This is a genomic window from Sphingobacterium sp. MYb388 (genome assembly GCF_037479535.1).
Taxonomy (GTDB): Bacteria; Bacteroidota; Bacteroidia; order Sphingobacteriales; family Sphingobacteriaceae; genus Sphingobacterium; species Sphingobacterium anhuiense.
The window spans coordinates 97,928-122,293 of sequence record NZ_JBBGYV010000004.1 but is presented as its reverse complement, the minus strand read 5'-3'; the positions used below and the strand labels follow the sequence as shown (position 1 = coordinate 122,293).

At 38.5% G+C, this 24,366-nt stretch carries 27 protein-coding genes; 14 read left to right on the top strand and 13 right to left on the bottom strand.

Going from position 1 to position 24,366, the window contains the following annotated elements; translation table 11 throughout:
• Positions 1-243: 243 nt before the first annotated feature.
• Both WH188_RS14270 and WH188_RS14265 read right to left on the bottom strand, forming a co-directional pair.
• The gene (locus WH188_RS14270; protein WP_021190329.1) at positions 244-624 is read right to left on the bottom strand and encodes a DUF1634 domain-containing protein; all 381 of its coding nucleotides are present in this window, start codon (positions 622-624) and stop codon (positions 244-246) included.
• Positions 624-1,460, bottom strand: coding sequence for a sulfite exporter TauE/SafE family protein (locus tag WH188_RS14265; RefSeq protein WP_031288480.1), 837 nt, complete (start codon positions 1,458-1,460; stop codon positions 624-626). Before WH188_RS14265 ends, WH188_RS14270 begins: the two co-directional genes overlap by 1 nt.
• Before the next feature lie 273 nt (positions 1,461-1,733).
• Here WH188_RS14265 and WH188_RS14260 point away from each other — a divergent pair, with 273 nt between their 5' ends.
• On the top strand, positions 1,734-2,543 hold the full coding sequence (locus WH188_RS14260) for a GNAT family N-acetyltransferase (RefSeq protein WP_339424202.1): 810 nt from the start codon (positions 1,734-1,736) through the stop codon (positions 2,541-2,543).
• A 77-nt stretch (positions 2,544-2,620) separates the two neighbouring features.
• Here WH188_RS14260 and WH188_RS14255 read toward each other — a convergent pair whose 3' ends face one another.
• Positions 2,621-3,001 carry a DoxX family membrane protein gene (locus WH188_RS14255; RefSeq protein WP_132768087.1) on the bottom strand — a complete coding sequence of 127 codons (381 nt, stop codon included), beginning with the start codon at positions 2,999-3,001 and terminating at the stop codon, positions 2,621-2,623.
• A 317-nt stretch (positions 3,002-3,318) separates the two neighbouring features.
• Between WH188_RS14255 and WH188_RS14250 the strand changes: the two genes are divergently transcribed.
• On the top strand, positions 3,319-3,666 hold the full coding sequence (locus WH188_RS14250; protein ID WP_339424201.1) for a DUF6713 family protein: 348 nt from the start codon (positions 3,319-3,321) through the stop codon (positions 3,664-3,666).
• A gap of 500 nt (positions 3,667-4,166) precedes the next feature.
• Here WH188_RS14250 and WH188_RS14245 read toward each other — a convergent pair whose 3' ends face one another.
• Entirely contained in the window at positions 4,167-5,333 is a 1,167-nt protein-coding gene (locus tag WH188_RS14245) for an MFS transporter (RefSeq protein ID WP_339424200.1), read from the bottom strand.
• Between the two features lie 214 nt (positions 5,334-5,547).
• On the opposite strand from WH188_RS14245, the gene WH188_RS14240 reads away from it, so the two are divergent.
• Positions 5,548-6,927: an arginine decarboxylase gene (locus WH188_RS14240; protein WP_339424199.1), complete on the top strand. Its 1,380-nt coding sequence runs from the start codon at positions 5,548-5,550 to the stop codon at positions 6,925-6,927.
• Between the two features lie 106 nt (positions 6,928-7,033).
• On the opposite strand, the gene WH188_RS14235 is transcribed toward WH188_RS14240, so the two are convergent.
• Complete coding sequence (locus WH188_RS14235) at positions 7,034-7,546, bottom strand: GNAT family N-acetyltransferase (protein ID WP_132768082.1); 513 nt, start codon at positions 7,544-7,546, stop codon at positions 7,034-7,036.
• Between the two features lie 228 nt (positions 7,547-7,774).
• On the opposite strand from WH188_RS14235, the gene WH188_RS14230 reads away from it, so the two are divergent.
• The 3 genes from WH188_RS14230 (at position 7,775) to WH188_RS14220 (ending at position 9,786) form a co-directional block, all read left to right on the top strand.
• Positions 7,775-8,020: a hypothetical protein gene (locus WH188_RS14230; RefSeq protein ID WP_183913136.1), complete on the top strand. Its 246-nt coding sequence runs from the start codon at positions 7,775-7,777 to the stop codon at positions 8,018-8,020.
• 201 nt (positions 8,021-8,221) lie between these two features.
• Positions 8,222-8,806 carry a hypothetical protein gene (locus WH188_RS14225; RefSeq protein ID WP_339424198.1) on the top strand — a complete coding sequence of 195 codons (585 nt, stop codon included), beginning with the start codon at positions 8,222-8,224 and terminating at the stop codon, positions 8,804-8,806.
• 479 nt (positions 8,807-9,285) lie between these two features.
• A complete protein-coding gene (locus WH188_RS14220; protein WP_339424197.1) occupies positions 9,286-9,786 on the top strand; it encodes an RNA polymerase sigma factor in 501 nt (166 codons plus the stop codon).
• Positions 9,787-9,905: 119 nt separating this feature from the next.
• Here WH188_RS14220 and WH188_RS14215 read toward each other — a convergent pair whose 3' ends face one another.
• A complete protein-coding gene (locus WH188_RS14215) occupies positions 9,906-10,451 on the bottom strand; it encodes a DUF4142 domain-containing protein (protein WP_132768076.1) in 546 nt (181 codons plus the stop codon).
• Between the two features lie 52 nt (positions 10,452-10,503).
• Positions 10,504-10,764 (bottom strand): hypothetical protein, encoded by a 261-nt coding sequence (locus WH188_RS14210; RefSeq protein ID WP_021190315.1) that lies wholly within the window; start codon positions 10,762-10,764, stop codon positions 10,504-10,506.
• A 391-nt stretch (positions 10,765-11,155) separates the two neighbouring features.
• Here WH188_RS14210 and WH188_RS14205 point away from each other — a divergent pair, with 391 nt between their 5' ends.
• The 5 genes from WH188_RS14205 (at position 11,156) to WH188_RS14185 (ending at position 13,540) form a co-directional block, all read left to right on the top strand.
• The gene (locus WH188_RS14205; protein WP_132768072.1) at positions 11,156-11,668 is read left to right on the top strand and encodes an RNA polymerase sigma factor; all 513 of its coding nucleotides are present in this window, start codon (positions 11,156-11,158) and stop codon (positions 11,666-11,668) included.
• Between the two features lie 131 nt (positions 11,669-11,799).
• Positions 11,800-12,030: a hypothetical protein gene (locus WH188_RS14200; protein WP_339424196.1), complete on the top strand. Its 231-nt coding sequence runs from the start codon at positions 11,800-11,802 to the stop codon at positions 12,028-12,030.
• A 143-nt stretch (positions 12,031-12,173) separates the two neighbouring features.
• Complete coding sequence (locus WH188_RS14195) at positions 12,174-12,434, top strand: hypothetical protein (protein WP_132768068.1); 261 nt, start codon at positions 12,174-12,176, stop codon at positions 12,432-12,434.
• Between the two features lie 90 nt (positions 12,435-12,524).
• Positions 12,525-13,031: a pyridoxamine 5'-phosphate oxidase family protein gene (locus tag WH188_RS14190; protein WP_339424195.1), complete on the top strand. Its 507-nt coding sequence runs from the start codon at positions 12,525-12,527 to the stop codon at positions 13,029-13,031.
• 44 nt (positions 13,032-13,075) lie between these two features.
• Entirely contained in the window at positions 13,076-13,540 is a 465-nt protein-coding gene (locus tag WH188_RS14185) for a hypothetical protein (protein ID WP_021190310.1), read from the top strand.
• A gap of 75 nt (positions 13,541-13,615) precedes the next feature.
• Here the strand turns inward: WH188_RS14185 and WH188_RS14180 are convergent, their stop codons facing one another.
• From WH188_RS14180 to WH188_RS14160, 5 genes are all read right to left on the bottom strand, one after another.
• Complete coding sequence (locus WH188_RS14180; protein WP_339424194.1) at positions 13,616-14,500, bottom strand: SDR family oxidoreductase; 885 nt, start codon at positions 14,498-14,500, stop codon at positions 13,616-13,618.
• Positions 14,501-14,712: 212 nt separating this feature from the next.
• On the bottom strand, positions 14,713-14,877 hold the full coding sequence (locus WH188_RS14175; RefSeq protein ID WP_165905828.1) for a hypothetical protein: 165 nt from the start codon (positions 14,875-14,877) through the stop codon (positions 14,713-14,715).
• 11 nt (positions 14,878-14,888) lie between these two features.
• Positions 14,889-15,110, bottom strand: coding sequence for a hypothetical protein (locus tag WH188_RS14170; protein ID WP_132768062.1), 222 nt, complete (start codon positions 15,108-15,110; stop codon positions 14,889-14,891).
• A 150-nt stretch (positions 15,111-15,260) separates the two neighbouring features.
• Positions 15,261-15,917, bottom strand: coding sequence for a response regulator (locus WH188_RS14165; protein WP_021190107.1), 657 nt, complete (start codon positions 15,915-15,917; stop codon positions 15,261-15,263).
• 2 nt (positions 15,918-15,919) lie between these two features.
• The gene (locus WH188_RS14160; RefSeq protein WP_021190108.1) at positions 15,920-16,534 is read right to left on the bottom strand and encodes a hypothetical protein; all 615 of its coding nucleotides are present in this window, start codon (positions 16,532-16,534) and stop codon (positions 15,920-15,922) included.
• Between the two features lie 367 nt (positions 16,535-16,901).
• Between WH188_RS14160 and WH188_RS14155 the strand changes: the two genes are divergently transcribed.
• Complete coding sequence (locus tag WH188_RS14155) at positions 16,902-19,082, top strand: GAF domain-containing sensor histidine kinase (protein WP_339424193.1); 2,181 nt, start codon at positions 16,902-16,904, stop codon at positions 19,080-19,082.
• Between the two features lie 8 nt (positions 19,083-19,090).
• On the opposite strand, the gene WH188_RS14150 is transcribed toward WH188_RS14155, so the two are convergent.
• Entirely contained in the window at positions 19,091-19,591 is a 501-nt protein-coding gene (locus tag WH188_RS14150; protein ID WP_339424403.1) for a CinA family protein, read from the bottom strand.
• Positions 19,592-20,263: 672 nt separating this feature from the next.
• Here WH188_RS14150 and WH188_RS14145 point away from each other — a divergent pair.
• A complete protein-coding gene (locus tag WH188_RS14145) occupies positions 20,264-22,528 on the top strand; it encodes a bifunctional alpha,alpha-trehalose-phosphate synthase (UDP-forming)/trehalose-phosphatase (protein WP_339424192.1) in 2,265 nt (754 codons plus the stop codon).
• Complete coding sequence (locus WH188_RS14140; protein WP_339424191.1) at positions 22,506-24,299, top strand: glycoside hydrolase family 15 protein; 1,794 nt, start codon at positions 22,506-22,508, stop codon at positions 24,297-24,299. Before WH188_RS14145 ends, WH188_RS14140 begins: the two co-directional genes overlap by 23 nt.
• Positions 24,300-24,366: the final 67 nt, after the last annotated feature.

The following is a 24,366-nucleotide window of genomic DNA, read 5'->3' as shown; positions in this document are numbered from 1 at the left end:
ATATCTAGTAAGCACTAAAAAATTATCAATCATGAAAAAGCAAGATGGAAACTTGAAAAAATTAGGATTAAAAAAAGGATATTACTTATTACTTATGGCAATTTTGGATATGCCTATAGAAGAAAAAATAAAAAAGGCTAGAAAATAGACAATTAAGTACCCTTTATATAGAAGAGTTCTCCGTTTTGGAGAACTTTTCATTTTATATTTTGAAAAAATTCATTTCAGAATTTTTCAAAGTTGTTAATGTCCGAATCCGAAATACATACTAAAGGCAATTATGATCAGCACTAGCGTCGTGATGAAGACATATAGTTTATCACCCTCGATGATAAAGCTGACCAATGAAAGTAATAATCGGATCAATGGGGTACAAAAAAGAATGATGATCGCTAAAAATATAATCGAACGCCCTTGCATGTTGATGACTCCACTGAAAACATCCGATACAACTTCAATAATACTTCGATCATTTTCTGTAAATCGGGCATAATCAGCCTGTTCATTCGCATGGTTATAAAGAAAGATCAATCCGCCGATGGTACTGATCGCCAATACTGTTCTTACGCCGTATTTTAAGACATCTCCAATAATTCTTTGTATCGTTTTATCTGTAATCTGCATTAGAATTTTCCTTTAATACCGTTATAAATCATGTTAAAAGCCAAGAAGAAAATAATAAAAGCAAAAAATACTCTTAATTTCTTTGGATCTGTCGCCATCAATATCTTGGAACCGATCATCGAGCCTATTAGGACACCAATCATGACCGGAAGACAGATATCAGGGACAACATACCCTTTCTGAAGATAAATCACGCAACTTGCTAGAGCAGTCACGCCCATCATAAAATTACTCGTTGTGGTCGACACCTTAAAGGGTATACGCATAATGGTATCCATCGCGATTACTTTAAAAGCCCCCGATCCTATTCCCAGCATACCCGAAAGCACTCCGGCAAGTCCCATCATACTAAATCCGCCGATGACATTTTTTGTGCCATAAGACACCTCTGTGCCCTTTACTACTGGATAGGTAGAAGGTAGCTTGAGGCTGATCGCCAGCTTACTGGACTGCTCTACGATATGTTCTTCTTTTTTCCGGAGCGAGTTTGCCGCAGAAAAGATTAAAGCTAGACCAAATAATACGGCAATAAGCGAACTGGGAGCCGATGTTGCGATAAGTGCACCGACAACAGCACCTGCAGTAGTCGCAATCTCTAAAAACATGCCGAGCCGCATATTTGCGATCCCTTCCTTAACATATGCGGCGGCAGATCCCGAAGATGTCGCAATTACGGAAACTAAAGCAGCTCCTATCGCATAATGGATATCTACTCCAAGCAGAATAGTCAACAAAGGTATTACTACAATTCCACCACCAAGCCCGGAAAGCGAACCAATAATACCTGCACATATGGCTCCAAGGAGCATAATGAGTGTAAACGTTAAAACAGTCATATTTGCAAAATTTAAATGCAGGAAAGCCACCTGGACTTTCTTGCCTAAAGAGCCAAAGGTAGAGAATATATTATTCTTGAACGAAATCTGTTCGCTATTCTAATCGTTCTTTAATATGAAGAAATCCAGCCCTAATCTGAAATTGCGAGTTATACCTGACACGCTCATCCCATTTTTATAAATCAAACCGTCATCAAAAAAAAGCGCTGCTTTTTGAAATAAATTTAAAGTATTACATTCGTTTAATTAAAACCGCAAAAATTGTATACGCAAATGAGCAATTTAAGTTTCGAACCGATCGTATCAAGTGATTTCGCACAGCTTGTTAACTTACAACCTGAGGGCTGGCATGATATAATACCCAAATTTGAATATTATGTCAATCAAAAATACGGTATCCCCATCAAGCTTCTTGAAAATCAAGAAATCGTAGCTATAGGATCGGTTATCGTCCATCAAGATGTTGCTTGGCTTGGACATATTATTGTTCATCCCGATCATCGAAAACAAGGTTATGGAAAGCTGATGACACAACAGCTCATCGCAACGGCAAAAGCGGAGAATTGTACTAGTATTCAATTGATCGCAACAGATCTGGGAGCAACTGTATACGAAAGTATCGGTTTCATCACAGATACCGAATATCTCTTTTTTAAGGATGTCACTATTCCTCTAGGCCAAGTCGCTAATCCGCATATCAGCAGCTACAATGCGATCTATAAAGATCAAATGCTGGCATTGGACAGTTTGGTATCTGGAGAAAATAGAGCCTGGGAGCTAGAAGATCATTTAGCGTCTTCTTACCTCTATGTCATCGATGGTTCCCTTGCAGGATATTACTTACCGACCTTCGGGGAAGGTTTAATCATAGCTATTCATCCAACTGCAGGTAAGGAACTTACGGAATTTCACTTACAAACAAAGACAACTGTGGTCGTACCGAAAGAGAATATAGCCGCACAAGCCTTTTTACAGGAGCATCAGTATCAACCTTATGCCAGCGCTAAACGCATGTATATCGGTCGAGAGATAGCGGTCAAATTTGAACATATATATAACCGTATTGCTGGAAATATCGGTTAATCAAGCTTGCTGAAAAGCTATTTGTGCCTTTTGATCGGGATATCAACATATAAAGACACAAATAGACTCTTATTTTACTACTTGCGGAGCATAGGAAGATACTTATGCCAGTTTTCGATGATAACCCAAAGAACAATTGCAGCCAGAACAAGCGCAATAGGTAAACCTGATGGTGCGGTAGTGATGTTCGATAACAAAATACCGGTCAGAATTGGCGTTAGAATAACTGCTCCCAGCGCTCGCGTTGTACTAAAGATCAATAATAAACCGCCTGTGATCTCTCCGAACGCCACCAGTGGCATTAACCAGCCGATTTCCATAAATGCCTTTCCTGCGTTGATCATTTTCTCAGGCATATCCTTCGGCATAGGCATGTAATGAAAAAATTTATCCAAGCCGGCATTGATAAACATTAAGCCTGTCAATAAGCATAATACGAAAAGAATCTTGTTTTTCATGGTCATTTAATTTAAGTTATAATTTCAGATTATAAAAACAGCATGATCCCATTATTGTTCTATCGGATGTTCATTTTTTTTGATGACAGAATTAAAAAAATTAGACTTTAGCGTTAATCTTTTTAGGGAACTTATTATCTATCTATGTCGTATTAAATTGAATATAAATGGAATTACCACAATAACATAAACAATCTGTTTACAACAGCTAACAGGATTATACTTTTACTACTCTAAAATGCTCTCATATTAAAGTAAGCCCTTATATTTGATAAGCTTATTTTTCATAAATGGATAAGCACAACTTAATGTATAATATGATCGCACATTCTTTTTTTTATCTCGCACTTGTACTTTTTTTTATGCACGAAATGGATGCCGTACGTTGTAAGGAGTGGCGTATTTTCCCCGGGTTAGCACTGCTAAAGGAAAGTTGGGGATATCCTATATTTATACTGGCTCATATCCCACTTTTTTTATTCTTAATATGGGGACTTACGCAACCCTCAGAAAATTTCATCATGGGATTTGATATTTTTGCGATCTTACATTTTGCATTGCACCTCCTCTATCTCAGACATCAAAAAAATGAGTTTAAAGATTGGATATCTTGGACAATAATTACTGGAATAGCAGTTTTTGGTACGCTCGATTTGCTACTTTAGAAAGGATACTCATTCATCAAGAATAAGTAAAACACATAAACCACTTTAAATTAGCGCCATAAATATTTAATATGATTTTAAATGAATGTTCAAAAAGCATGTCAGCGCTTATCCATACTGTTCTTAACGGGTACCAAATAAAGAATCGCTATAGAATTGGATTCTATAGCGATTTGAGGGGTTCTTTTCTATAATGGTTTTGGTAATATCGTTTTTTTTATAGATTCTGTGCCTGCGCACCATAAATCATTATAAAGCAAACATAAACAATTTTTCTTATCATGAGGAAATTTAAAATAAAATTTTACATTAATTATCGCATCTTTAAGAAAATACACCCACACACGCCATATTACATCGGATTATTTAAATCTTAACGGGTTCAAATCAGATGCATCGGCACACTTTTCGGACCTGTTGTAGTGGAATCGATCTTTTAAATAAAACAACCCCTCAAATTATCTCTGAAGGGTTGCCTTGTGTAACAGATACACCGTATTTTAAAGTTTATTTTTACTCGATAACCAAACAATGCCTAAAGCTATAGCACTCCAGATCAGCATTTGCGAGAGCGCAAAATCCCACCCTCCTAACGACCAGCTTAGTAGTCCGAAGAAGGTACCTGTTCCGGCACCTATGAAATAAGTGGTCATATACACCGTATTCAGGCGGCTATGCGCTTGTTCATCCAACGAATAGATCCGGGTAAAATTTGTAATCTGAGTGGCCTGAACACCGATGTCCAGGAAAAATATAGCAATGATCAAAACCCAGATCGAATGTGGGAAAAACCACATCACCAAAATGCTCAAGAACAACATCCCTACGGTAAGATATAAGTTTTTAAACACTTGGCCTTTATCCGCCATTTTCCCAAAATAGGGTGCAACTAGCGCACCTCCTATAGCGATCAGACCAAATAGGCCAATGGTAGATGCAGGATAATGAAATGGCTCTTCACTCAGATGAAAGGTTAACGTAGTCCAAAAAGAGCAAAACACCCCAAAAGTGAAAGATCCCAGTAAAGAAGCCTGTCGAAGTATTTTATACTGCCCTATCAGTGAAATCGTTGATTTCAGTAAGCCAAAGTAACTTCCCTTAAATTTAGCAGGCATCTCGGGTAAAAGGAAAAAAAGTAATAAACTGCTTATGCATACCAAAATTGCTGAACAGAGGAATACACTTTGCCACCCCCATAGATCAGTCAAAGCCCCGCTCAATAAGCGTGAACCCAAAATTCCACATAGGATGCCACTGAATACAATACCGACATTTTTACCCCGGTTTTCTTTACCCAAAGCTGCCGACATAGGAAGAATTATCTGTGCAGGTGTAGAACAAACACCGATAATAAAACTAAGGACAAGCAATAACGTAAAATTAGTAGTATTCGCAAGTATTAGAAGCATCACGATAAGAGTGAGACAAATGCTTAAAATCAGTTTTTTACGATTTAATTTATCACCTAAGGGTAGTAAGAAAAACATCCCTAATCCGTAACCCAGCTGAGCAAGCACCGCAATTTTACCCACGGCATTTTCAGATTTCCCTAAGCTTTCAGCAATATTCCTTAAAATAGGCTGACTATAATAGACATTAGCAACAATAGTTCCTGCTGAAAAAGACATGACAGGAATAATCCATTTATTCTGTTTGTTTATTGACATTTCAAATTATATAACAGCAGGCAAACTTAAGGAGCTTAATTGGAAAAAACATAAACATTTGGAAATATTTTTGACACATTGAGTTAAAAAAGAGATTCGGTGGCAACATAAAAAACAAACCCTAGAAAGTACTATTTATTATACATTTATTACCTTAAGTGACGCTTAGATTTGTGATATATTCGCATTATTTTTTAAAAACAGGTATTTGTGAATGAAAGAAAAACTATTGATCCATCAGGAGGTTAATCTGCCTAATGCATTCGATATAAAAGATTTTAAATTATTTTATAGAGACATAGATCTATTCAGACTATCCAAGAAACAGGGTACGCCTTTACGATTCACCTATCTTCCTTCCATTCTGGAGAAGATCGATGAAATGAAGTCAAATTTTAATAAGGCCATTAGAAAAACATCTTACCAGGGAACTTATACGTACTATTACTGTACAAAGAGTTCACATTTCCAGCATATCATCAAAAAAGCCTTGCAAGCGGATATTGGTATTGAGATTTCCTCCGCTTACGATATTGATTTAATACAGTCGCTTATTGAAGATGGACATGTGAAAAAGGGAACTAAAATTATATGCAATGGTTATAAGACTTCCGATTATCAACGGGGCATTATGTCGCTGATCAAGCAGAACCACTGTGCAGTTACCCCGATGGTCGATAGTCCTAGCGAGTTGATCTATTATTGCAACAACATAAACAGCAATACAAGCCTGAATGTCGGTATTAGAGTCAATCTTAGTTTTTTAAGCGCTTATCCCAAAGAATCCAGATTTGGTTTATCTCCGGAAGATATTATCACCTGCTATCAGCGAGATATTAAACATAACCAGCAGATTACCTTGACCACTTTGCATTTTTTTAATGAAAATGGACTGTCTTCTGATGATCAATATTGGGACGTTCTCGAAGCGATCGTTCGCTTCTATTGCCAATTAAAAAGATTAAATCCTCATTTAACGACACTCGACATCGGCGGAGGTATGCCTTTTCAGAGTACTGCAAATGAAAATTTTGACATTCCATATTTAGTGAGACGTATCGTTTCAACGATTTTAGGCATCTGTCAGCAAGAGTGTGTGCCAGAACCCGATATCGTGACCGAATTTGGTAAATACACCGTCGCTGAAGCAACCACAACTATTTTCAAAATACAGGAGAAAAAACAGGGTGAAAAGATAAATTGGGGGATTATTGACGGTTCATTTATTACCCATCTCCCGGATACATGGGCCATACAGCAAGAATATCCGGTATTTGCCGTGAATAATCTCCAGGAAGAAAATAGACCTTTTATCCTAGGGGGCTTAACATGCGATAGTGCAGATGTCTATCCGAATGTCAAGGAACATAAAACCGTTATGCTGCCTCACTCAGATCAGGAACAGTTTGTGGCATTTATGCATACAGGCGCATATCAGGAAGCATTAAGTGGATTCGGAGGTGTCAATCATTGCTTGATTCCATCTCCAAAACATATTATTATTGATCATAGCGACAACGATGAACTTGAATTTACAACATTTTCAGAAAAACAGACGAGCGATCAGCTGCTGCAAATTTTAGGATATCGCTAATTGACAATTACAATTTTTCATTTTAACTAGGGTATTGAAAGAAGAATCGATCAATACCCTTATATAAATAGTAGTAAAGCGTGTTTAAGACAGCGCTTAGCTCGTACTATTTTAATAAATTAGTTAATTCATATTCAATCTCATCATCGTGATCGGCAGTTTTTATAAAGTTTAAACGTTCTAATAGTTTTATCGCTTGCAAATTTCCCTTCGTTGTCACTGCCCATATACGACCTAATCTGAGGCTTTTTTGACCAAATGTAATTGCCAGCCGCATCGCATGAGACATGTATCCTTTTCCACGGAACGGAGATAACAAGACACAACCCAGTTCCCCCTCCCCACTTTCCAACCCCCGGTAGTAACCGCACGTGCCAACCACTTGTCCACTAAGCCGGTCAATTATACACCAGTGAAATGAATTTCCATTCAGGATATCTTGATCAATCTTTGTTTGCATAGCAAATGCCATCGCGATGTCCGAAGCCTGGATGCCGTCATAAAAAGATATTGCAGCAAGAGCTGGAATATCCGTTGCTTCAACTTTTCTCAATAGGATCCTTTCATCCGAAAGCTCCGCGTAATTATCGTTTCCAATTTGTGGACTTGTAGTTGTCATAAAAAACATTTTATTGTCGCTTGTAGCACTTGAAATGAATAATCAAAGTATTGGAACCTAATCATCCATCATAGCCCTAGCCTTCCCTTAGGTACCGAAGATAAACAGAAATATATCAAATCACCTATCTTCATTTTATTGCAGCTATTTTTTACCTTTTTAAAGTCGTAATGACACAACAATTTAGCAATGTCATTTGTTAATCAATTATAGAGCTAAAAAAGCATCATGATGATGAATCTACAAGAAAACGCAACGAATAAAAGACTAGGTCTTATTATTGCAACAATTTTGGGAAATGCGAATCAATCTTTCGCAAACGAAAACACAGCAACAATACGAAACAGAGGTCCCGAGGATGACGACGAACTGGAGGAAGATGAAGAACTCTATGATGACGATTTTGAGGAACCCGATCCTTTAGAAGAAATACCTGATGAGGATGAACTTGAACAGGAAGATGACTTCCTTTAAAAAATTGCCTTTATTGTGCTGATATTGAGCACATGTACATAAAAAAGAATGCAAGATGACCTTGCATTCTTTTTTTATGCCATTACCCTTTTCTCGCAAATCACCTGCGTACTTCTCCAATATTTCAGGTATTTAACGAACCAACTATTTCATTCTGAAAGCTGTTCTTCTTACAAATCACATCATAAAAAAATTAGAACTATGGACTTAAATAAAACAACAGCAACAAAAAGACTAGGTCTTATTATTGTACCAATTCTTACCAATACCGACCCGAACAGATCTGCTAACAATGAAAACGATCTTCGCGAGCAAAAGCAGGCAGAAAATCCATCCTCCAATCCTGATCCGGAGTTAGAGGATCCAAATTTTGTACCGGACGAAGCAGATGATCAAGATTCAGGACTGAATGAAGACGCTTTAGAGGATGAGGATCGTGATGATCGCAGAGATCGTGATGATTTAATTGACCCCATCGATCCATTAAATCAGCGTCCTGATGAAAGTGACATTGATCCCGATGATGAAGATCCGTTGGAACTTCCTGAGCAAGATGAAGATGAACTGGAAGAAATAGAACCTGACGATGAGTTGCCGGTTGAGGAAAAAGATGATCTTGGACAAGATACACCGAGCGAATTTCCAGAAGAAGACCAAGATGAATTTTTGGAAGAAAGAGATTTCTCTGATCAAAATAATAATGAAAATAAAGATTTCGATCATAATGATCAGGATCTTGAAGCAGAAGGACTTGAAACGGAAGATAATCGAGGCAATTTCTTGTAATCGCTAAATCAGTCGATGATCAAGGTGCTATCCTGATAACTGTCAATCCGATCGATGAAAACTTTAAGTACACATTTTTTACCATGTAGGTTGTCATATCCGTATGTGCTGATCTACATGGTAAAATCGAATCACAAGCTATATAAATGTACAACCGACGACCATATATGCCTGACCAGCTAGTCGGTAGAACCAAAGGTCAATACCACGAGAGAGATCGCTCTTGACCTACATGCAGAGACTCTGCCTTTTATAAGTATTAAATACCTTTTCTATAAATCTGACCTCTCTCTTAAAAAGTTCTTAAAATGGATGATATCTAGGTAAAAATGCTAACCATCCCCTTTTTTATCAAAAGACACTTCTTGCACTTTATACGTATTATTACATCTCACACCCTTTACCTTACTTATTATCAAACTATTATCTTAAATTTAACGTTATATAAGGATCAAGTTGGTGTTAAGAAGGAGGTCCAGATGGGGAATGTAAATTTAAATGTCTTTTTCCAGGAAAAAAGACAATTACTAAGTCATTTTGCAAGTCAATTTACATCAGATTATGACGAAAAAGAAGATCTGATACAAGAAACGTATTTAAGGGCATTAAAATCTATCCATGATTTTATCAATGATCCGAAATTAGTGACGTGGCTCTATGTCATCATGAAAAATGTTTACATCAATCAATATCGCAAAGAAAAGCGAAAAAATGTGATCTATGATTACTTTTTACACGCTGATTCCAGTGCATATATAAGTACTAATTTATCAGAAAACAAAATGATTAACGAAGATATTCAAAAAGCAATTGATAGCCTATCCACCGAAAATGCAGAGATTTTCCGTTTGCATTTAGATGGTTATAAGTATCATGAAATTGCGGAACTGCTTCAAGTTCCAGAAGGCACCATCAAGTCACGCATTCATATGACGCGTAAAGCGCTGCAGCAAAAGTTGAAGATGTATGATCATGCATAAGAGTGGGTAAAGAGGGAAAACCCTTTTGCTAAAAAAATCACGTTAAGGAAAGCATAAATACCTTCTTAACGTGATCTAAACATGACTTAAGCTTATTATAAAATTAATTCTTTTCTTCACTATCCCCCCTTAGTATAGGGCGGAATAGTCGAAGCTGTTTCAGTTGCTCCATTTGCCACTAATACACGGGCTTGGTCCAAGTGTGCTTTAAGAGAAGGTAAGGTACCAATGATCCAGTTTTTAAGACCGACATCTTTGATCTGCTCATTGCTGCTTGCTTTTTCAAATAAATCGATCGCCTGCTGATGGGAGGCAATCGCCTCATCTTTAAAAGCTTGATCGAAGCTGGTACTGTCACTCCCTTTTACCATATCCCACTTCTTTTGATGATCGGCATCCAGGCCATCCGTCAATGTAAAGCCAAGTGTACTTGACATCTTTTGCAAATCGCCGATTAATTTTTGATGGTCATCGATCAACATGCTTGCATAATTTTTAACCGCATCATTATTCGATCTCTCACTGGCCAGTTTAGCAATAGCAATTTCATATTGATTGGACATATAAGCTTTCGTTATAAATTCCTGTTCAGCATTTTGCTGTTTAAAGGCTAACAGGGAAATAATTCCTAGAAATATACCCCATAATTTTAAATTTCTGATCATGATTTTAATATGAATGTTAGTGATTTATCTTCATCTATAGTAAGAATATACCTTATGCATTTTTATTATCCTGCTGATCGTGTCCCTGAGTTTTCACGATCTTATTGTAAATTCCAAACAGCAGAAACGGTGCTACCCATTGCCCGACAAATAGTGCACTATGTTTGTGTCCGACACATTTTAAAGCTGCTGCGCCGATCATGGCCGTGATGGCTGCACATAAGAATACTTTTGAAGGCAATTGAGCGGTTTTTTCCTCGATCTCCTTGGTCATCTCTCCTTCTTGAAGGTTTTTGTTTTCTAAATTTTCCATCTTACTCCTTTTTTAATTAAGTAATACGTTATGATCTCTTAAATAAAGAATCAATCCGAACAGGTAAAAGTTCAATTCATATTACTTTAAGGGTATTTCACACCGACACAACAGGTGTTTCCACCTATAAATGACTGATTTTATGTGTTATACCGCGTATGTGGTAAATGCGCAATCGCTTTGAACAAACACCCCTTTCACTATGGATACGATCGGTCAGGGAAAATCTTTAATTGTCAAAAATATGATCTATGGCAGAAATGATGCAGATTTTGACCGTACGGACCACAGTGGTACTTATACCTAGCCCCATAAAACCATTAGCTATACCCTATTAAAGGCTAAACTTTTAATGCCAAATGACCGTTAAATTAGTAACACTTTTAAATTAATGGAGGATAATATGGAGCATGCAAATTTAAATGTCTTATTCCAGGAAAAAAGACAACAACTGAATCATTTCGCTAGCCAATTTACCAATGATTACGATGAAAAAGAGGATTTGGTACAGGAAACGTTTATTCGGGCGTTAAAATCAGTTCATAATTTCATCAATGATCCAAAATTAATGACCTGGTTGTATGTGATTATGAAAAATATCTATATCAACCAGTATAGAAGAGAAAAACGTAAGCATTTAATCTATGAAGAATATATTCATACAGACTATTTCAATACCGTATCAAAAAACTTAAATGAAGACAAAATGATACAGGATGATATCCAAAAAGCTCTGGCAAGCGTATCGGCCGATAATGCAGAAATATTTAAGCTTTATCTCGATGGTTATAAATATCACGAGATTGCCGAAGCCTTTAACCTACCGGAAGGAACAGTTAAATCACGCATTCACCAGACGAGAAAGACTTTGCAACAGAAACTCAAGATGTATCAGCTATCCTGATTCCAGGGCATTGCGGTGGAAACAACTTCATCAAAAAGTCATCACAATAATTGATCACCTCACTGATGTGGGCGATCGATCAAAATAGATGAATAAACTAGATCATAATTTTTTAACATAACAATTCAATCATGAACATGACGTCCCTAATTTTAGGAGCTTTTATAAGCCTGGCTATGGTCACAGGATGTGGCAATGCCAATAATGATAATAAAGACACTGATAAAAAGTATTCAGACACGATCGATGATCAGGGAAATCCCATTTATCCAGATAGCGTCAATCAGGACTCCACCACGGTCAATTACCGGGATACAACTTCCAATATACCAAGTGGTACAGTCCCTCCTACTTCAAAATAGGATGATTACCGAAGATGAAATAAGTTCATTAAAACAACTGGATATACAATCAAAAAAATGTGTTTTTAAGTTTAAAACAAACTTTTACCCCTCACCGGTTGTTTTATTAATGAAGCGCAATAGTTAACAAAAAAGATTCAATCATGGAAAACTCACAATTAAAAGAAGAATTTGAACAAGTCAACGAAAGCAGTGGCACTTCCCCACATCGTTACGGTAAAGAAGCTTTTAGAAAAGAGAAAAAAGCAAAATGTAATAAGAATCTCTTCTGGTTAGGCGGAGCAATTGTAGCCCTAGCGATATGGAAATACTGCGAATCAAATCATAAAAAAAGTGGATTGCTAGCCATGTTGGATGGCGGTAAAAGCTCTTGCCCGACCGACTTACTTAAATCCAGAAGATAACAAGTTCGAGATCAATCTGTATCTCCTTATTGCTAGTTATCGCAAAAGGTATCCAAATATCATTTTAAACAAACATTTAACGCCATTAATATGAGCCAAGAGAATATTATAAACAGAGAAGAAGCTCGACAAAAAATCAAAGAGCTTGCTGAAGGCATCAATTATTGTTTTTTCTGTACCGATCTGAAACAGCCACCATTCGAATCCACTCCGATGAGTGTTCAAGAAGTGGACGATTTGGGTAATATCTGGTTTCTTGCATCCAAACAAAGCGATAAGTATAAAAATATAAGCCGTGACAAAAAGGTTCAGCTGTACTTTTCAGATCCTTCTTCCATGGAGTACCTCGCTTTATACGGAAGTGCGGAAGCCGTCGATGATCAGCAAAGAATTGACAAATACTGGAACAAATTTGTAGAAGGTTGGTTTGAAAAAGGCCGTGAAGATCCCAATATCATTTTATTTAAGATCGTTCCTGAAAAGGCACATTACTGGGATACCAAACATCATAAACTTGTTTCCTATGCCGTCACACTGATTAATGCCATAGGTGGCGATCTGGGTGATCAAGGAAGAGAAGGTGACATCCTGGTATAACTGGTAGTATTAAAAAATTAGAAATTCACAAAAACACATATATTATGAGAAAAGTAGCATTATTGACAATGGCGTTATCTGCCGCTACACTATACGCATGTAACAACACACCACAGGAAAAAGCAGAAAAAGCAATGGAACAGACAGAAGAGAAAGCAATGGATGCTGCCACTGATGCTGAAAAAGCTTCTGATAAAGCAGCGAATATTGATATGGAAAAAACAGTCTATTCCAATATGGCCGCGGCAAATGCAGCAGTAGCTAAAATTGCGATGCCTGCATTATCAAATAGTAAAGCAAAAGAATTGGCTTCAGACTTAGGTAAGTCAATTGTAGATCGCATCAATGCGAAAACAAACGATGATATTGTTGAAGCCGAAAAAGATATCATTGAGGACAGAACTGATGTGGAGAAAGCATTCTTAGAAAAGAAAATCTCTGCTCAGGATAAAGATCATATTTTAAAATATGGTGATGACTGTCTAGCTGCCGCACGCGGAGCAGTGTAGTCTTCCGGTCAGATAAAAAAAAGCTAGCATTTTATAAATGCTAGCTTTTTTTTGTGTGTTTATAAATGCATCATACTAGATGGTGACACGTCCTCCGGTAGCCGGTATTGTCGCTCCCGAAATATAAGAAGCCGCTGCTGACGCTAAAAATACATAAATAGGTGCCAGCTCTGCAGGCTGACCAGGTCGGCCGATCGGTGTATTGGCTCCAAATTTTTCATGATCAGGAATGGTGCTCGGAATCAATGGTGTCCACACCGGTCCGGGTGCAACAGCATTGACCCGGATATCTGAACCGTCCTCAAAAAATTGCTGGGCAAGGCTTGCGGTATAATTTTGGATCGCCGCTTTTGTCGCTGCATAGGGCAACAAAGATGGATTAGGATCATAAGCATTGACAGAAGTCGTATTGATCACACTCCCACCTTTGGGGAGATGTGGCTTGGCATGTTTGGTCAGATAAAACATCCCGCTCACATTCGTTTCAAATGTCTTATTCCATTCTTCGGCAGAGATATCGGTCACAGACTGATAACTCATCTGATAAGCCGCATTGTTGATTAAAATATCCAGTCTTCCAAATTCCTTGATCGTATGCTTAATAGCGGACTCACAAAAAGATTCTTCCCGTATATCTCCTTGAATCAACAGTGCTTTTCTTCCAGCCTTTTCAATCCAGCTCGCTGTATCTGCAGCATCTTCACTTTCGACCTCATCCAGATAGATAATTGCAATATCAGCACCTTCCCTTGCCATGGCTATGGCAACCGCTTTGCCGATACCTGAATCTCCGCCGGCGATTAAGCAGACCAGCCCGGTTAGCAGATTATTTCCAATATATGATTTCTCTCCATGGTCGGGCACGGGATCCATTTTCTTGGATACGCCCGGCACAGGCTGATCCTGTTTCTTAAATGGCGGTTGCGGATACGCAGGATGTTTTGATGTCGTTACTTTCATAAGAATAATTTTTAGTGAACTTGTTAATCTTCCCAATACAAGAGATTAAAGCAGGTAGGTATAACTTCTTATATTGGGTTATAAGAATCGTATTGAGCGCGTGCTAAAAGCAAGCATTCCACAATCAGCACTGTGCTTTACCTGATCTTTAGGTTGGCGCTAACAACCTAAAGATTTAAAACAATGCCGATGTGGAATGCCTGATGTCAAAATTATCGTTGCCACATATAAAGGAAGACAATGATCATGACAATTACTGCAATCCAAATTGCCCATGGGATCGTTTTGGCAGCAGGTTTATCACCCTGTTCTTCATGTGCTTCCTTTGGGACTTCTTCCTCTGAGAAATTAGTCTTGTTATCAAAATTGTTTTCCATGATTTCTTAAGTTATTTAATAGAATCACTTTTTGTGGAATCTATTTTAATCGTATCGCCCTGCAAAGTCATTTCCTGCTGTTCGCTTAAATTGTAGCGTGTTTCATCACCTGCAGAGGGAGCAATTGTACTACTATTACCTTCACTGTTGTTACTTTTTGAGTCATTCTGACATGAACCCATTATACCTAAAACTATAATTCCCGATAATGCCGCTAATTTGAAGTTTTTCATAGTGTTATAAATTGATGTATACATAAATAACGACTGTATCAGGGTGATTGTTTGCTCAATATCACGATATACGCATTAAAACAAAGAAGCACAGGTATTAATACCTGTGCTCCCTTTCATTTATTATTATTGTTAACCTTCTTTGTTCCATTATTGCATTAACCCTGTTCTAATTGCATACTTAATCAGCGCGGCCGTATTTTTCACACCGGTTTTTTCCAGTAAATTCTGTCTATGTCCTTCAACAGTACGTTTGCTTAAAAATAGTTTATCAGCGATCTGCATATTCGTAAATCCCTCACCTATGAGCTCCAGTACTTCCATCTCTCTTTCCGAAAGCCCCATCTTCTCCATGATCTGTTCAATGTTTAAGAAAGCAGTGGGTGATTTCTGTAAAGTATCGAGCATAATACCTCCAATCTCTTCACAGATAAACTGTCCACCGTTGGCAACATGTCTAATGGCATACAGCATTTCCTCATATCCTACATTTTTGACGAGATAGCCATTCGCACCATTCTTAAAAGCTTGCAGTACATGCTGTAAACTATTCAACATGGAGAGAACAATTATTTTTACAGACGGGTACTGCGATTTCACTTTCAATATGAGTTCCAGCCCATCCATATCTGCCATATTAATATCGGTTATCAGAACATCTGGAATATTCCCTTTGCTCATGATTTCCAATACCTCATTACCATTCGTTCCCTGATCAATAACTTCCAGATCAGATTGCGATTCCAATAATAGTTTCACTCCATTGAGGACAACTAGATGATCTTCAGCTATAACAATTTTAACCATATTTAATTTAGTTTTACAATAACTACTATCTTATTCTCTTGATTGTCACTTGCAAATGTTAGTGATCCTTCAAGCAGATTAACGCGGTTTTGCAGTTTTTTAATTTTTTTACTATTGCTTTGTTTAAGTTTATCTATATAATTATTGTTAAGTCCATATACTTCAAGATATAAATCATGATCATCGGCATATAGATGAATCCCTAAAAACGGTAGTTCATCTGTTACAATTGCCGAGACAACATACCTGACCATATGAAAGATGAGCAACTGACAGCTAAAATCCAAGTCGTTCACTTGCTTATCCACAGCAATATCGTTATTTGGATTGCTAACCAGAAAATGATCTTCCAAGGCTCTTTTCAATCCAAAGTCACGTAAAACACCATTTAACAAAATGTTTGATAAATGCTGTACTTTACTGATCGTGTCGGTGACCATATTTTTGGTATTATCCAACTCAACCGAGTTACCATGCTCCATCGCATAGCGTTGCAAATTCAAGCGTATTGCATATAGATCCTGGGCAATATTTTCCCTCAGAACCTGTCCATACTTCAAATTCCGCTTCTCATATTCCTTGATTACTATTTTATAAAATTCCTCCCGTTTGTTCATACTCTGATGTCATGAAATAAGGTTATTTGCATAACACTTAAAGATGCAGATAGCCTGAAGCAAAGATCGCACCGTTACTACAAAAATTTATACTTAATTACAATACGTATATATACGCTGAAAACTAATTCTAAGATTTATGTCGCATAAAGAATTCATTTTCAATTATCAATGTGAATGAATGTTCAAACAAAAAAATCAAATAAAAAATTGATTAAAATAAAAAAAAGAGTTTTTCCTATTTTAATCCTTATATTTAGGAAACATTTAATTTTTTTTTAAGAATTAATAATTCAATACTGCCTCCACTGATGGAAGTAATTCATTTTTTTTATTAAATTTAGCATGCTCCAACGCAATTAATAAAATGGAAAACAACGTGCCTTTACCCATTAACTTCATTCAACAATTTGGTAGTCTCATTGTCCTTGATTTTGATTTTCATATCACAGGAGTAAGCGAAAATGTTCTTCATACGGTCAATCAAACTGAACATAATCTTATTTTAGGATCTAAATTTGATCTCTATTTTGCTGATTTATTTGGAAAACATTTTGTAAAAATATGTCAGGTATTGGAAAATATACGGGATAAAAAATATCCGAGACAGATCTTGCCCCTCAAATTACCCAATAAAAGAATCTATCTCAAATTAAGTTTACACGATGATCATTTGTTTATCGAATGGGAGGAGCAGTATAAAAAATATACTTCGGCAAAAAAAATAAATGAGTTTAGTTTCCTTTTAGACACTATAAAACCCAACAACTGGGATCTGGTCTGCCACGCTATTAACCGGATCCTTCATTATGACCATGTATTTGTCGTTCAGGTGCAGGAAACAGGTTATAGCCAGGTCATTGCAGAAGATACGTTAGACGGGAAAGCATATTACCGGAATATAGAATTCTCGAAAAGCTTTATGCCGAAAGAGGTTTTCCCCTATTACAGCATGTGTTCATACCGCTATAGTCCCAATCTACGGGATAACCAGCAACAGTTCTATTCCATTGATCCAAAGATCAATCTACTGGAGAGTCAGTTGGCTCCAGTTCCAGAACTGCACCGGCTCTTCCTATCGGAAAAGGAAGTTACAAGTGCTCTGTTTTTTTCTATACATGTAGGTGGACAGTTTTGGGGGCTTTTAATTGGGCATCATCACAAAGAAAAGAATATCGATCTGCAGCAGCGAAAGCTCTGTACTTTTATGATCCAAAATGCCACCAGTAAATATGAAAACTACATCAATCAGGATCTGCTGGAGCGAGGCAAACTTCTAAAAGACGTGGAAGTCAATCTGAAAATTGATTTGTTAAAATACAAGACGGCCAATTGTGCCCTTGTGCAACATATGGGTACCATCATGGACATAGTCAATGCAGACGGTCTGGCCATATTTAATCAGGGTGATGTTTATTTTCACGGAATCTGTCCGAATAAAGGACAGCTATATGAGATCATAACCTTTATTCAGACCCACTCCGAAAAAGCCTTATTTAAGGATAACAATTTTAGAGAAAGCCATGGGGAAAAGATTAAAGGACAATTACCTTTTGCAGGACTTATGTATCTTAAGATAGGGCTTTTGAGTGATCAGGTCCTGATTTGGTTCCGAAAAGAAACCGTGAGCAATGTAATGGAGATGCATGTCACTCCCCAAACAGATGGCAACGATGGGATTAAACAGATAGACCTCACTGAAAGTGTTAATTACGATATCGCTACCCCGTGGAACGATGTCGAAATCAGTTTTGTACTACGCCTAAATCAAATTTTAAAGGAATCCATTGTTGGAAAATTAAAAGACAAGCAACAATGGAGTGAACAGCTGTTAGCACTCAACAATGAATTGGAGATGTTAACCTTTACACTTTCCCACGATTTAAAAAATCCATTATCCATTCTCAAAATGGGGATCCAATTTTTACAGAACAGTAAACAGTCTCTCAATCCCGCAGCACTGCAAAAATGGTACAGCAATCTGATCGCCAGCACGGAAAGTATTGAAAGTATCATCAACAATGTCGTGTTACTTTCCCAACGTAAAACCGGAACCTTCACGAAAGATCCGATTCCGATGGCATACACATTGGATCAGATCTATAAAGAAAGTATTATCCTGCACAATCCCGCTTTAGCAACGGTTGATTACGGTAAATTGCTTCCGGTATGGGGTGAGAAAAGTGCTTTGTATCAGATCTTCAGTAACATCATCGGCAATGCGATCAAGTACAGTCCTGGCACCGCCGGCGTAAAGCTTCACATTGACAGCTATTTTGAAGATGAGCAGGTCTGTTATAAGATAAAAGATCAGGGTATCGGTATTCCCAAAGAAAACCTGCACAGCATATTTGAGATTTTTAAAAGGGGAAAAAATGTGGATCACATCGAAGGAACAGGTGTTGGTCTTTCCTTAGTGAAGCGTATTATGGAAAGATTAGGGGGAACCATCAAAATAGATTCTGAAGAAGAAAAAGGAACGACCGTTTACCTCTACTTCCCTATTGTTGAAGAATTCCCACCCAGTATGCTTTTAGATGATCTGTAAAAAAATTGCTAATCATCCAGATCAAGGGTGAACCGGTACAGTTCATGGATAATATGGTTGACTGCGGTGATATAAATCTGGGCAGCATCGCAGTCTACACAGTGCAGTGTTTTTCGCATATGGATACCACTAAAGCATATGGCTATAAAGATATCGCCCACCTCAGCTTGATGTTCAGTGGATGAATCCGCAAAAGCCATCCCGGTTATCGCCACATAAACATCGGCCTCCACTAATTTTTTAAGCCCCTCCAGCATTTCAAACGTGACTTCCGATGACTCTGGAGTAAAGTATGAAATGCTATGTTCATCTACCTGCAACAACGACTTTTTGACACTTGTCGCATAACTCGTCACTCCTCCTAAGAAATAAGATCCAGAGTCCGTCTGCATACTCAGCACACTGCCGAGAAAACCACCCGTCATACTTTCTCCTATAAAGACCTTGAGCTGGTTATCTTTTAAAAACTGACCAACTTTGTCTAATGTTGTCGTATCAATATATTCCATCATATATTTTAATTGTTAGTGGTACTAAGTGAAATCTTTAACTACAAACAACCACCGATCATTAAAAGTTCATTTTTATCATTTCCGCATAGGATAATAATTCATTTACTAGTAGAGAGCCTCGTTATCTTAACGGGTATAAATACCCAATTTTAACATGTATTTCCCAAACGATAAAATCTATTTTGTCCTCACCTCGATTATAAACAGCATTTATTCGTCAGACTAGGCGCTAATGTGCTGTGAAGCAAGCCCTATACTAAAATAGCGCATGATCTAGGTATAAATACCTGGTGGCACAACCACCTCTTTTTTACCGCTTCAAGAGGCTTTTTTGGCTGGAAATTCGCTTGTATATGGCTGTAATTTACTGCTATCCATTTTCGGCACGACTCAAGTTGCATCGGGTAACAGTAAACGACAGCACATCATAATTTATAAATACAGCAATTATAATCACGATGCAAAATACAGATGACACGCTTCCAAGCCCAAGGCTGCTTCAACACAACCACTGGGCATTAAACGCACAGCATAACGCAAAAGTAGGCAGTAGTCCAGGCTATGTACATGAAAATTAAAACCCATTTTAGAACAAAAACTTAGTCAATATCGAGCCCGTTAACAACAGATGGCCATCTGTAAAGAGACCATCAAAAATTAGAGAAAAACATGTATAAGAAAAGAACAATTATCGTTTCCAATAGATTACCCATACGCATTGAACGTAAAAACAACGAACTGCAGTTTATCCCGAGCGAGGGCGGTCTGGCCACAGGCTTAGGTTCGGTTTACAAAAGCGATGAGAACATATGGATTGGTTGGCCCGGAATTATTCCCTTAAACACACAAGAAGAAGAAATCATAACCCAGGGACTGGCTGAACACAACCTTATTCCGGTCTTTTTAACCGAAGAGGAACTAAAAGGTTATTATGAAGGATTTTCGAATGAGGTCTTATGGCCGGTTTTTCATTACAGACCTTCCTATGCGGTGTACCGTACACCAGATTGGGAAATGTACCAAAAAGTGAATGCAAAATTTTCAGCAGTAGTCGACCAGCAAAATGTACAGGAAAAAGATGAAGTCTGGATCCATGATTATCAGCTGATGCTATTGCCACAACTGGTTCGTCAATCGCATCCTACCATTGCAATCGGCTTCTTCCAGCATATTCCTTTTCCAAATGATGAAGTTTTTAGAAGTATCCCGTGGCGAAATGAATTACTCAAAGGACTACTGGGAGCAGATCTTATCGGTTTCCACACCTTTAATGATACACAGCATTTCCTAAACTCCTGTGCCCATATTCTTGGTCTCAATGTACAGAACAATTGTCTGCATACCGATGGGCGCAGTATATTTACCGAAGTCTATCCAATGGGTATCGATTTTGATAAATTCTCACTCTTGTCCAATAGCGAACCGATCCAGACCCGTGCACAGGCAATAAAAGATTATTATAAAGATCAGAAAATAATACTCAGCATCGATCGTCTTGATTACAGCAAAGGCATCATTGAACGTTTAGTGGCATATGAAAATCTCTTGGTTAAATACCCGGAATTAAAAGAACAAGTCGTGCTCTACATGATTGTCGTTCCTTCACGTGATCATGTGGCTCAATATAAACAGTTACTGGACGAAATTGACCGTACTGTTGGCCATATCAATGCTGTATTTGGCAGTAACGAATGGACACCTATCGCCTATTTCTACAATTCATTTCCATTGGAGGAATTATCGGCCTTGTACGTGGCAGCAGATATCTGCCTGATCACTTCGTTACGTGACGGTATGAACTTGGTGTGTAAAGAATATATCGCCAGTAAGGAGAATACCGATGGTGTGCTGATCTTAAGCGAACTGGCAGGCGCGGCAAAAGAATTGACACAGGCCATCCATATTAATCCCAATGCAACAGATCAGGTTACCGAAGCCATTTATAAAGCTTTAAAGATGCCCGTCGCTGAACAACGTATGCGTCTCAATGACAGCATTGAAATTGTCAAGAAATTCAATGTTAGACACTGGGTTCGCTTATTCTTCAGCAGACTTCGTGAAATCAAGTTATTTCAGCAGAATGAAATGGCCCGAAGGATCAATGAACAGACCAAACTCGCGATACTGGATCAATATAACCGTGCAACCAGAAGGTTATTCTTCCTCGACTACGATGGAACCCTGATCGGTTTTCAAAACGATGCCGCAGCTGCAATACCAACAGAATCGCTTTACGACACCTTAAATCTGCTGCAAGAAAATGATGCCAGTCAAGTCGTGATTATTAGTGGCAGACCACATGAGACACTCGACACCTGGTTTTCCGATAGACAGTATTATCTGGTCGCAGAACATGGCGCATGGAGCAACTATCCGACGCACAAATGGCAAAGCGGTGCAATCTTATCTACGCGATGGAAAATCCCGGTCAAACATATCATGAGCAAGTTTGCCAACAATACAGCTGGTTGTGTGATTGAGGAAAAATCTTATTCCTTAGCTTGGCATTACCGTAAAGCACAGCCTGGGCTTGGGCAGCTTCGCGCGCTGGAATTAGTGGAGAGCTTACGCTATTTAGTACAGCAGCATGGCTTACAGTTATTAATGGGCGATAAAGTGATTGAAGTCAAAAATAGTGAGCTCAATAAAGGTAAAGCAGCAATGGAAATCGTCAACAGCTATAACCCCGATTTTATCTTTGCAATCGGTGATGATGCTACGGATGAAGATATGTTCTTAGAGCTCCCTGCCGATGCGATTACCATTAAGGTGGGCAATAAAAAGTCCGCAGCGCAGTTTTATGTAGATACACAGCAAGAAGCCGTTCAGCTGATCGAATACTTTGCTTACAATAGAGTAAAACAACAGCAGATCAACGGAACAGATTCAGAAATTAAAAAAATTGAAACTTATGACCAAAACACCGAAGCATAAATATAACAGTGGTATCATCGGCAATTGTTCCTACATTGCCCATGTCAATATCACCGGAAATATTACCTGGCTATGTTGGCCGACCTTTGAAGATTCATTTGTGTTCGGTAGTTTATTGGACCAGGAAAATGGCGGTGAGTTTTCGATCCTGCCCACTTCAGAAATCACGAATACCGATCAGCAGTACATTGAAAACACCAATATTTTATGTACGACGTTGACAACCGAAGAAGGCAGTTATCGGATCACCGATTTTGCCCCACGTTTTGAGCAGTACGAGCGCTATTACAAACCACTGATGTTGGTCCGTAAGGTAGAACCCATTTCGGGACGACCAAAGATCCGTGTTCGCTGTACACCTAAGTATCAATACGGAAAACAAGGATTCACGAAAAACCGCGGCAGCAACCATATCCAATTTGAACAGGAGGACATCAAAATGCGCTTGGCCACCAATATGCCGGTCAGCCATTTTTTCGATGATATTCCACATGTGCTGAGCAGTACGGTTTATCTGGTTATGACATTCGGGAGCCCATTTGAGGCTCCGATTGAACGTACCGCAGAAGATTTTTTAAGCAGAACCAAAGGTTATTGGCAACGTTGGGTAAAAAATGCCTCTATACCGTCCTTCTGCCAGAAAGAAGTGATCCGTTCTGCACTCGTGCTCAAGCTGCATCAATATGAAGATACAGGTGCTTTGATCGCGGCCAGTACGACAAGTCTTCCTGAACATCCGGGAAGTGGCCGTAACTGGGATTATCGGTACTGCTGGTTGCGGGACAGCTACTATGTACTGACTGCCCTGAGCCACATCGGGCAATTTGAAGAGATGGAGAAATACGCCTCTTACATTGCCAACATTACACAGACCGATCGCGGACGGCTGCAACCGCTCTACGGCATCATGGGTCAGCATCAGCTGACAGAAACCACTCTTGACCATCTGGAAGGGTACTTAGGGAATAAGCCCGTGCGTTTAGGGAACCAGGCTTTTGAGCACATTCAGAATGATGTCTACGGACAGGCACTGCTTGCCCTGTTGCCGATGTTTACCGACCACCGCTTCAGTCATCAGAATACCGGTTTGGCCAAATCCTGGACCAACTATATTCTGAAGAAAATTGAAAGCACCATCGATGAGTTCGATGCGGGGATCTGGGAATTCCGGAATTTTGAAAACAGACACTGCTATTCCAATCTGTTTCAGTGGGCCGGTGCGACAGCAGCTTTAAAAATTGCCGAACAGTACGGTTTTGAGGAAATCAAAATTAAGGCACAAGAATTACGGGAACGCGCCAGTGTGCATATTGAAAGCTGCTACGATGAAGAGCGCGGTGTGTACACAACGGCTACGAAAAACCCCAATTTAGATGCTTCTACCCTACAGCTGATCATGATGAACTATCTAGATCCCGCTAGTGATAAAGCAAAACGTCACCTCGAAGCTTTGGAAGAAGAGCTGAAAGGAGAAAATGGGCTGTTTTACCGTTATCTGCATAAAGACGATTTTGGAAAACCGAAATCAACATTTTTGGTATGCGCCTTCTGGTATGTGGAAGCACTGGCCTGTGTGGGTAGATTAGAAGAAGCGCAACAGGTATTCAAGCAGTTGATCGGTTACGGTAATCACCTTAAATTATTCAGTGAGGATGTCGATGAGCAAGACGGTAGTCAATGGGGCAATTTCCCACAGGCTTACAGTCATGTGGGACTGGTCAATGCAGCAAACCGCATAGCGGTTAAACTGGATCACCCTGCATTCTTGTAATCTCGTTGATAGTCAATAAATTTGGAATAATAGAACAGAGACAATGCTTGAGTTCTATTATTCCAAT

Coding starts and splice junctions, on each gene's coding strand:
- WH188_RS14270 (WP_021190329.1), bottom strand. CDS start 624: ATGCAGATTACAGATAAAACGATACAAAGAATTATTGGAGATGTCTTA.
- WH188_RS14265 (WP_031288480.1), bottom strand. CDS start 1,460: ATGACTGTTTTAACGTTTACACTCATTATGCTCCTTGGAGCCATATGT.
- WH188_RS14260 (WP_339424202.1), top strand. CDS start 1,734: ATGAGCAATTTAAGTTTCGAACCGATCGTATCAAGTGATTTCGCACAG.
- WH188_RS14255 (WP_132768087.1), bottom strand. CDS start 3,001: ATGAAAAACAAGATTCTTTTCGTATTATGCTTATTGACAGGCTTAATG.
- WH188_RS14250 (WP_339424201.1), top strand. CDS start 3,319: ATGATCGCACATTCTTTTTTTTATCTCGCACTTGTACTTTTTTTTATG.
- WH188_RS14245 (WP_339424200.1), bottom strand. CDS start 5,333: ATGTCAATAAACAAACAGAATAAATGGATTATTCCTGTCATGTCTTTT.
- WH188_RS14240 (WP_339424199.1), top strand. CDS start 5,548: ATGAAAGAAAAACTATTGATCCATCAGGAGGTTAATCTGCCTAATGCA.
- WH188_RS14235 (WP_132768082.1), bottom strand. CDS start 7,546: ATGACAACTACAAGTCCACAAATTGGAAACGATAATTACGCGGAGCTT.
- WH188_RS14230 (WP_183913136.1), top strand. CDS start 7,775: ATGATGATGAATCTACAAGAAAACGCAACGAATAAAAGACTAGGTCTT.
- WH188_RS14225 (WP_339424198.1), top strand. CDS start 8,222: ATGGACTTAAATAAAACAACAGCAACAAAAAGACTAGGTCTTATTATT.
- WH188_RS14220 (WP_339424197.1), top strand. CDS start 9,286: ATGGGGAATGTAAATTTAAATGTCTTTTTCCAGGAAAAAAGACAATTA.
- WH188_RS14215 (WP_132768076.1), bottom strand. CDS start 10,451: ATGATCAGAAATTTAAAATTATGGGGTATATTTCTAGGAATTATTTCC.
- WH188_RS14210 (WP_021190315.1), bottom strand. CDS start 10,764: ATGGAAAATTTAGAAAACAAAAACCTTCAAGAAGGAGAGATGACCAAG.
- WH188_RS14205 (WP_132768072.1), top strand. CDS start 11,156: ATGGAGGATAATATGGAGCATGCAAATTTAAATGTCTTATTCCAGGAA.
- WH188_RS14200 (WP_339424196.1), top strand. CDS start 11,800: ATGAACATGACGTCCCTAATTTTAGGAGCTTTTATAAGCCTGGCTATG.
- WH188_RS14195 (WP_132768068.1), top strand. CDS start 12,174: ATGGAAAACTCACAATTAAAAGAAGAATTTGAACAAGTCAACGAAAGC.
- WH188_RS14190 (WP_339424195.1), top strand. CDS start 12,525: ATGAGCCAAGAGAATATTATAAACAGAGAAGAAGCTCGACAAAAAATC.
- WH188_RS14185 (WP_021190310.1), top strand. CDS start 13,076: ATGAGAAAAGTAGCATTATTGACAATGGCGTTATCTGCCGCTACACTA.
- WH188_RS14180 (WP_339424194.1), bottom strand. CDS start 14,500: ATGAAAGTAACGACATCAAAACATCCTGCGTATCCGCAACCGCCATTT.
- WH188_RS14175 (WP_165905828.1), bottom strand. CDS start 14,877: ATGGAAAACAATTTTGATAACAAGACTAATTTCTCAGAGGAAGAAGTC.
- WH188_RS14170 (WP_132768062.1), bottom strand. CDS start 15,110: ATGAAAAACTTCAAATTAGCGGCATTATCGGGAATTATAGTTTTAGGT.
- WH188_RS14165 (WP_021190107.1), bottom strand. CDS start 15,917: ATGGTTAAAATTGTTATAGCTGAAGATCATCTAGTTGTCCTCAATGGA.
- WH188_RS14160 (WP_021190108.1), bottom strand. CDS start 16,534: ATGAACAAACGGGAGGAATTTTATAAAATAGTAATCAAGGAATATGAG.
- WH188_RS14155 (WP_339424193.1), top strand. CDS start 16,902: ATGGAAAACAACGTGCCTTTACCCATTAACTTCATTCAACAATTTGGT.
- WH188_RS14150 (WP_339424403.1), bottom strand. CDS start 19,591: ATGGAATATATTGATACGACAACATTAGACAAAGTTGGTCAGTTTTTA.
- WH188_RS14145 (WP_339424192.1), top strand. CDS start 20,264: ATGTATAAGAAAAGAACAATTATCGTTTCCAATAGATTACCCATACGC.
- WH188_RS14140 (WP_339424191.1), top strand. CDS start 22,506: ATGACCAAAACACCGAAGCATAAATATAACAGTGGTATCATCGGCAAT.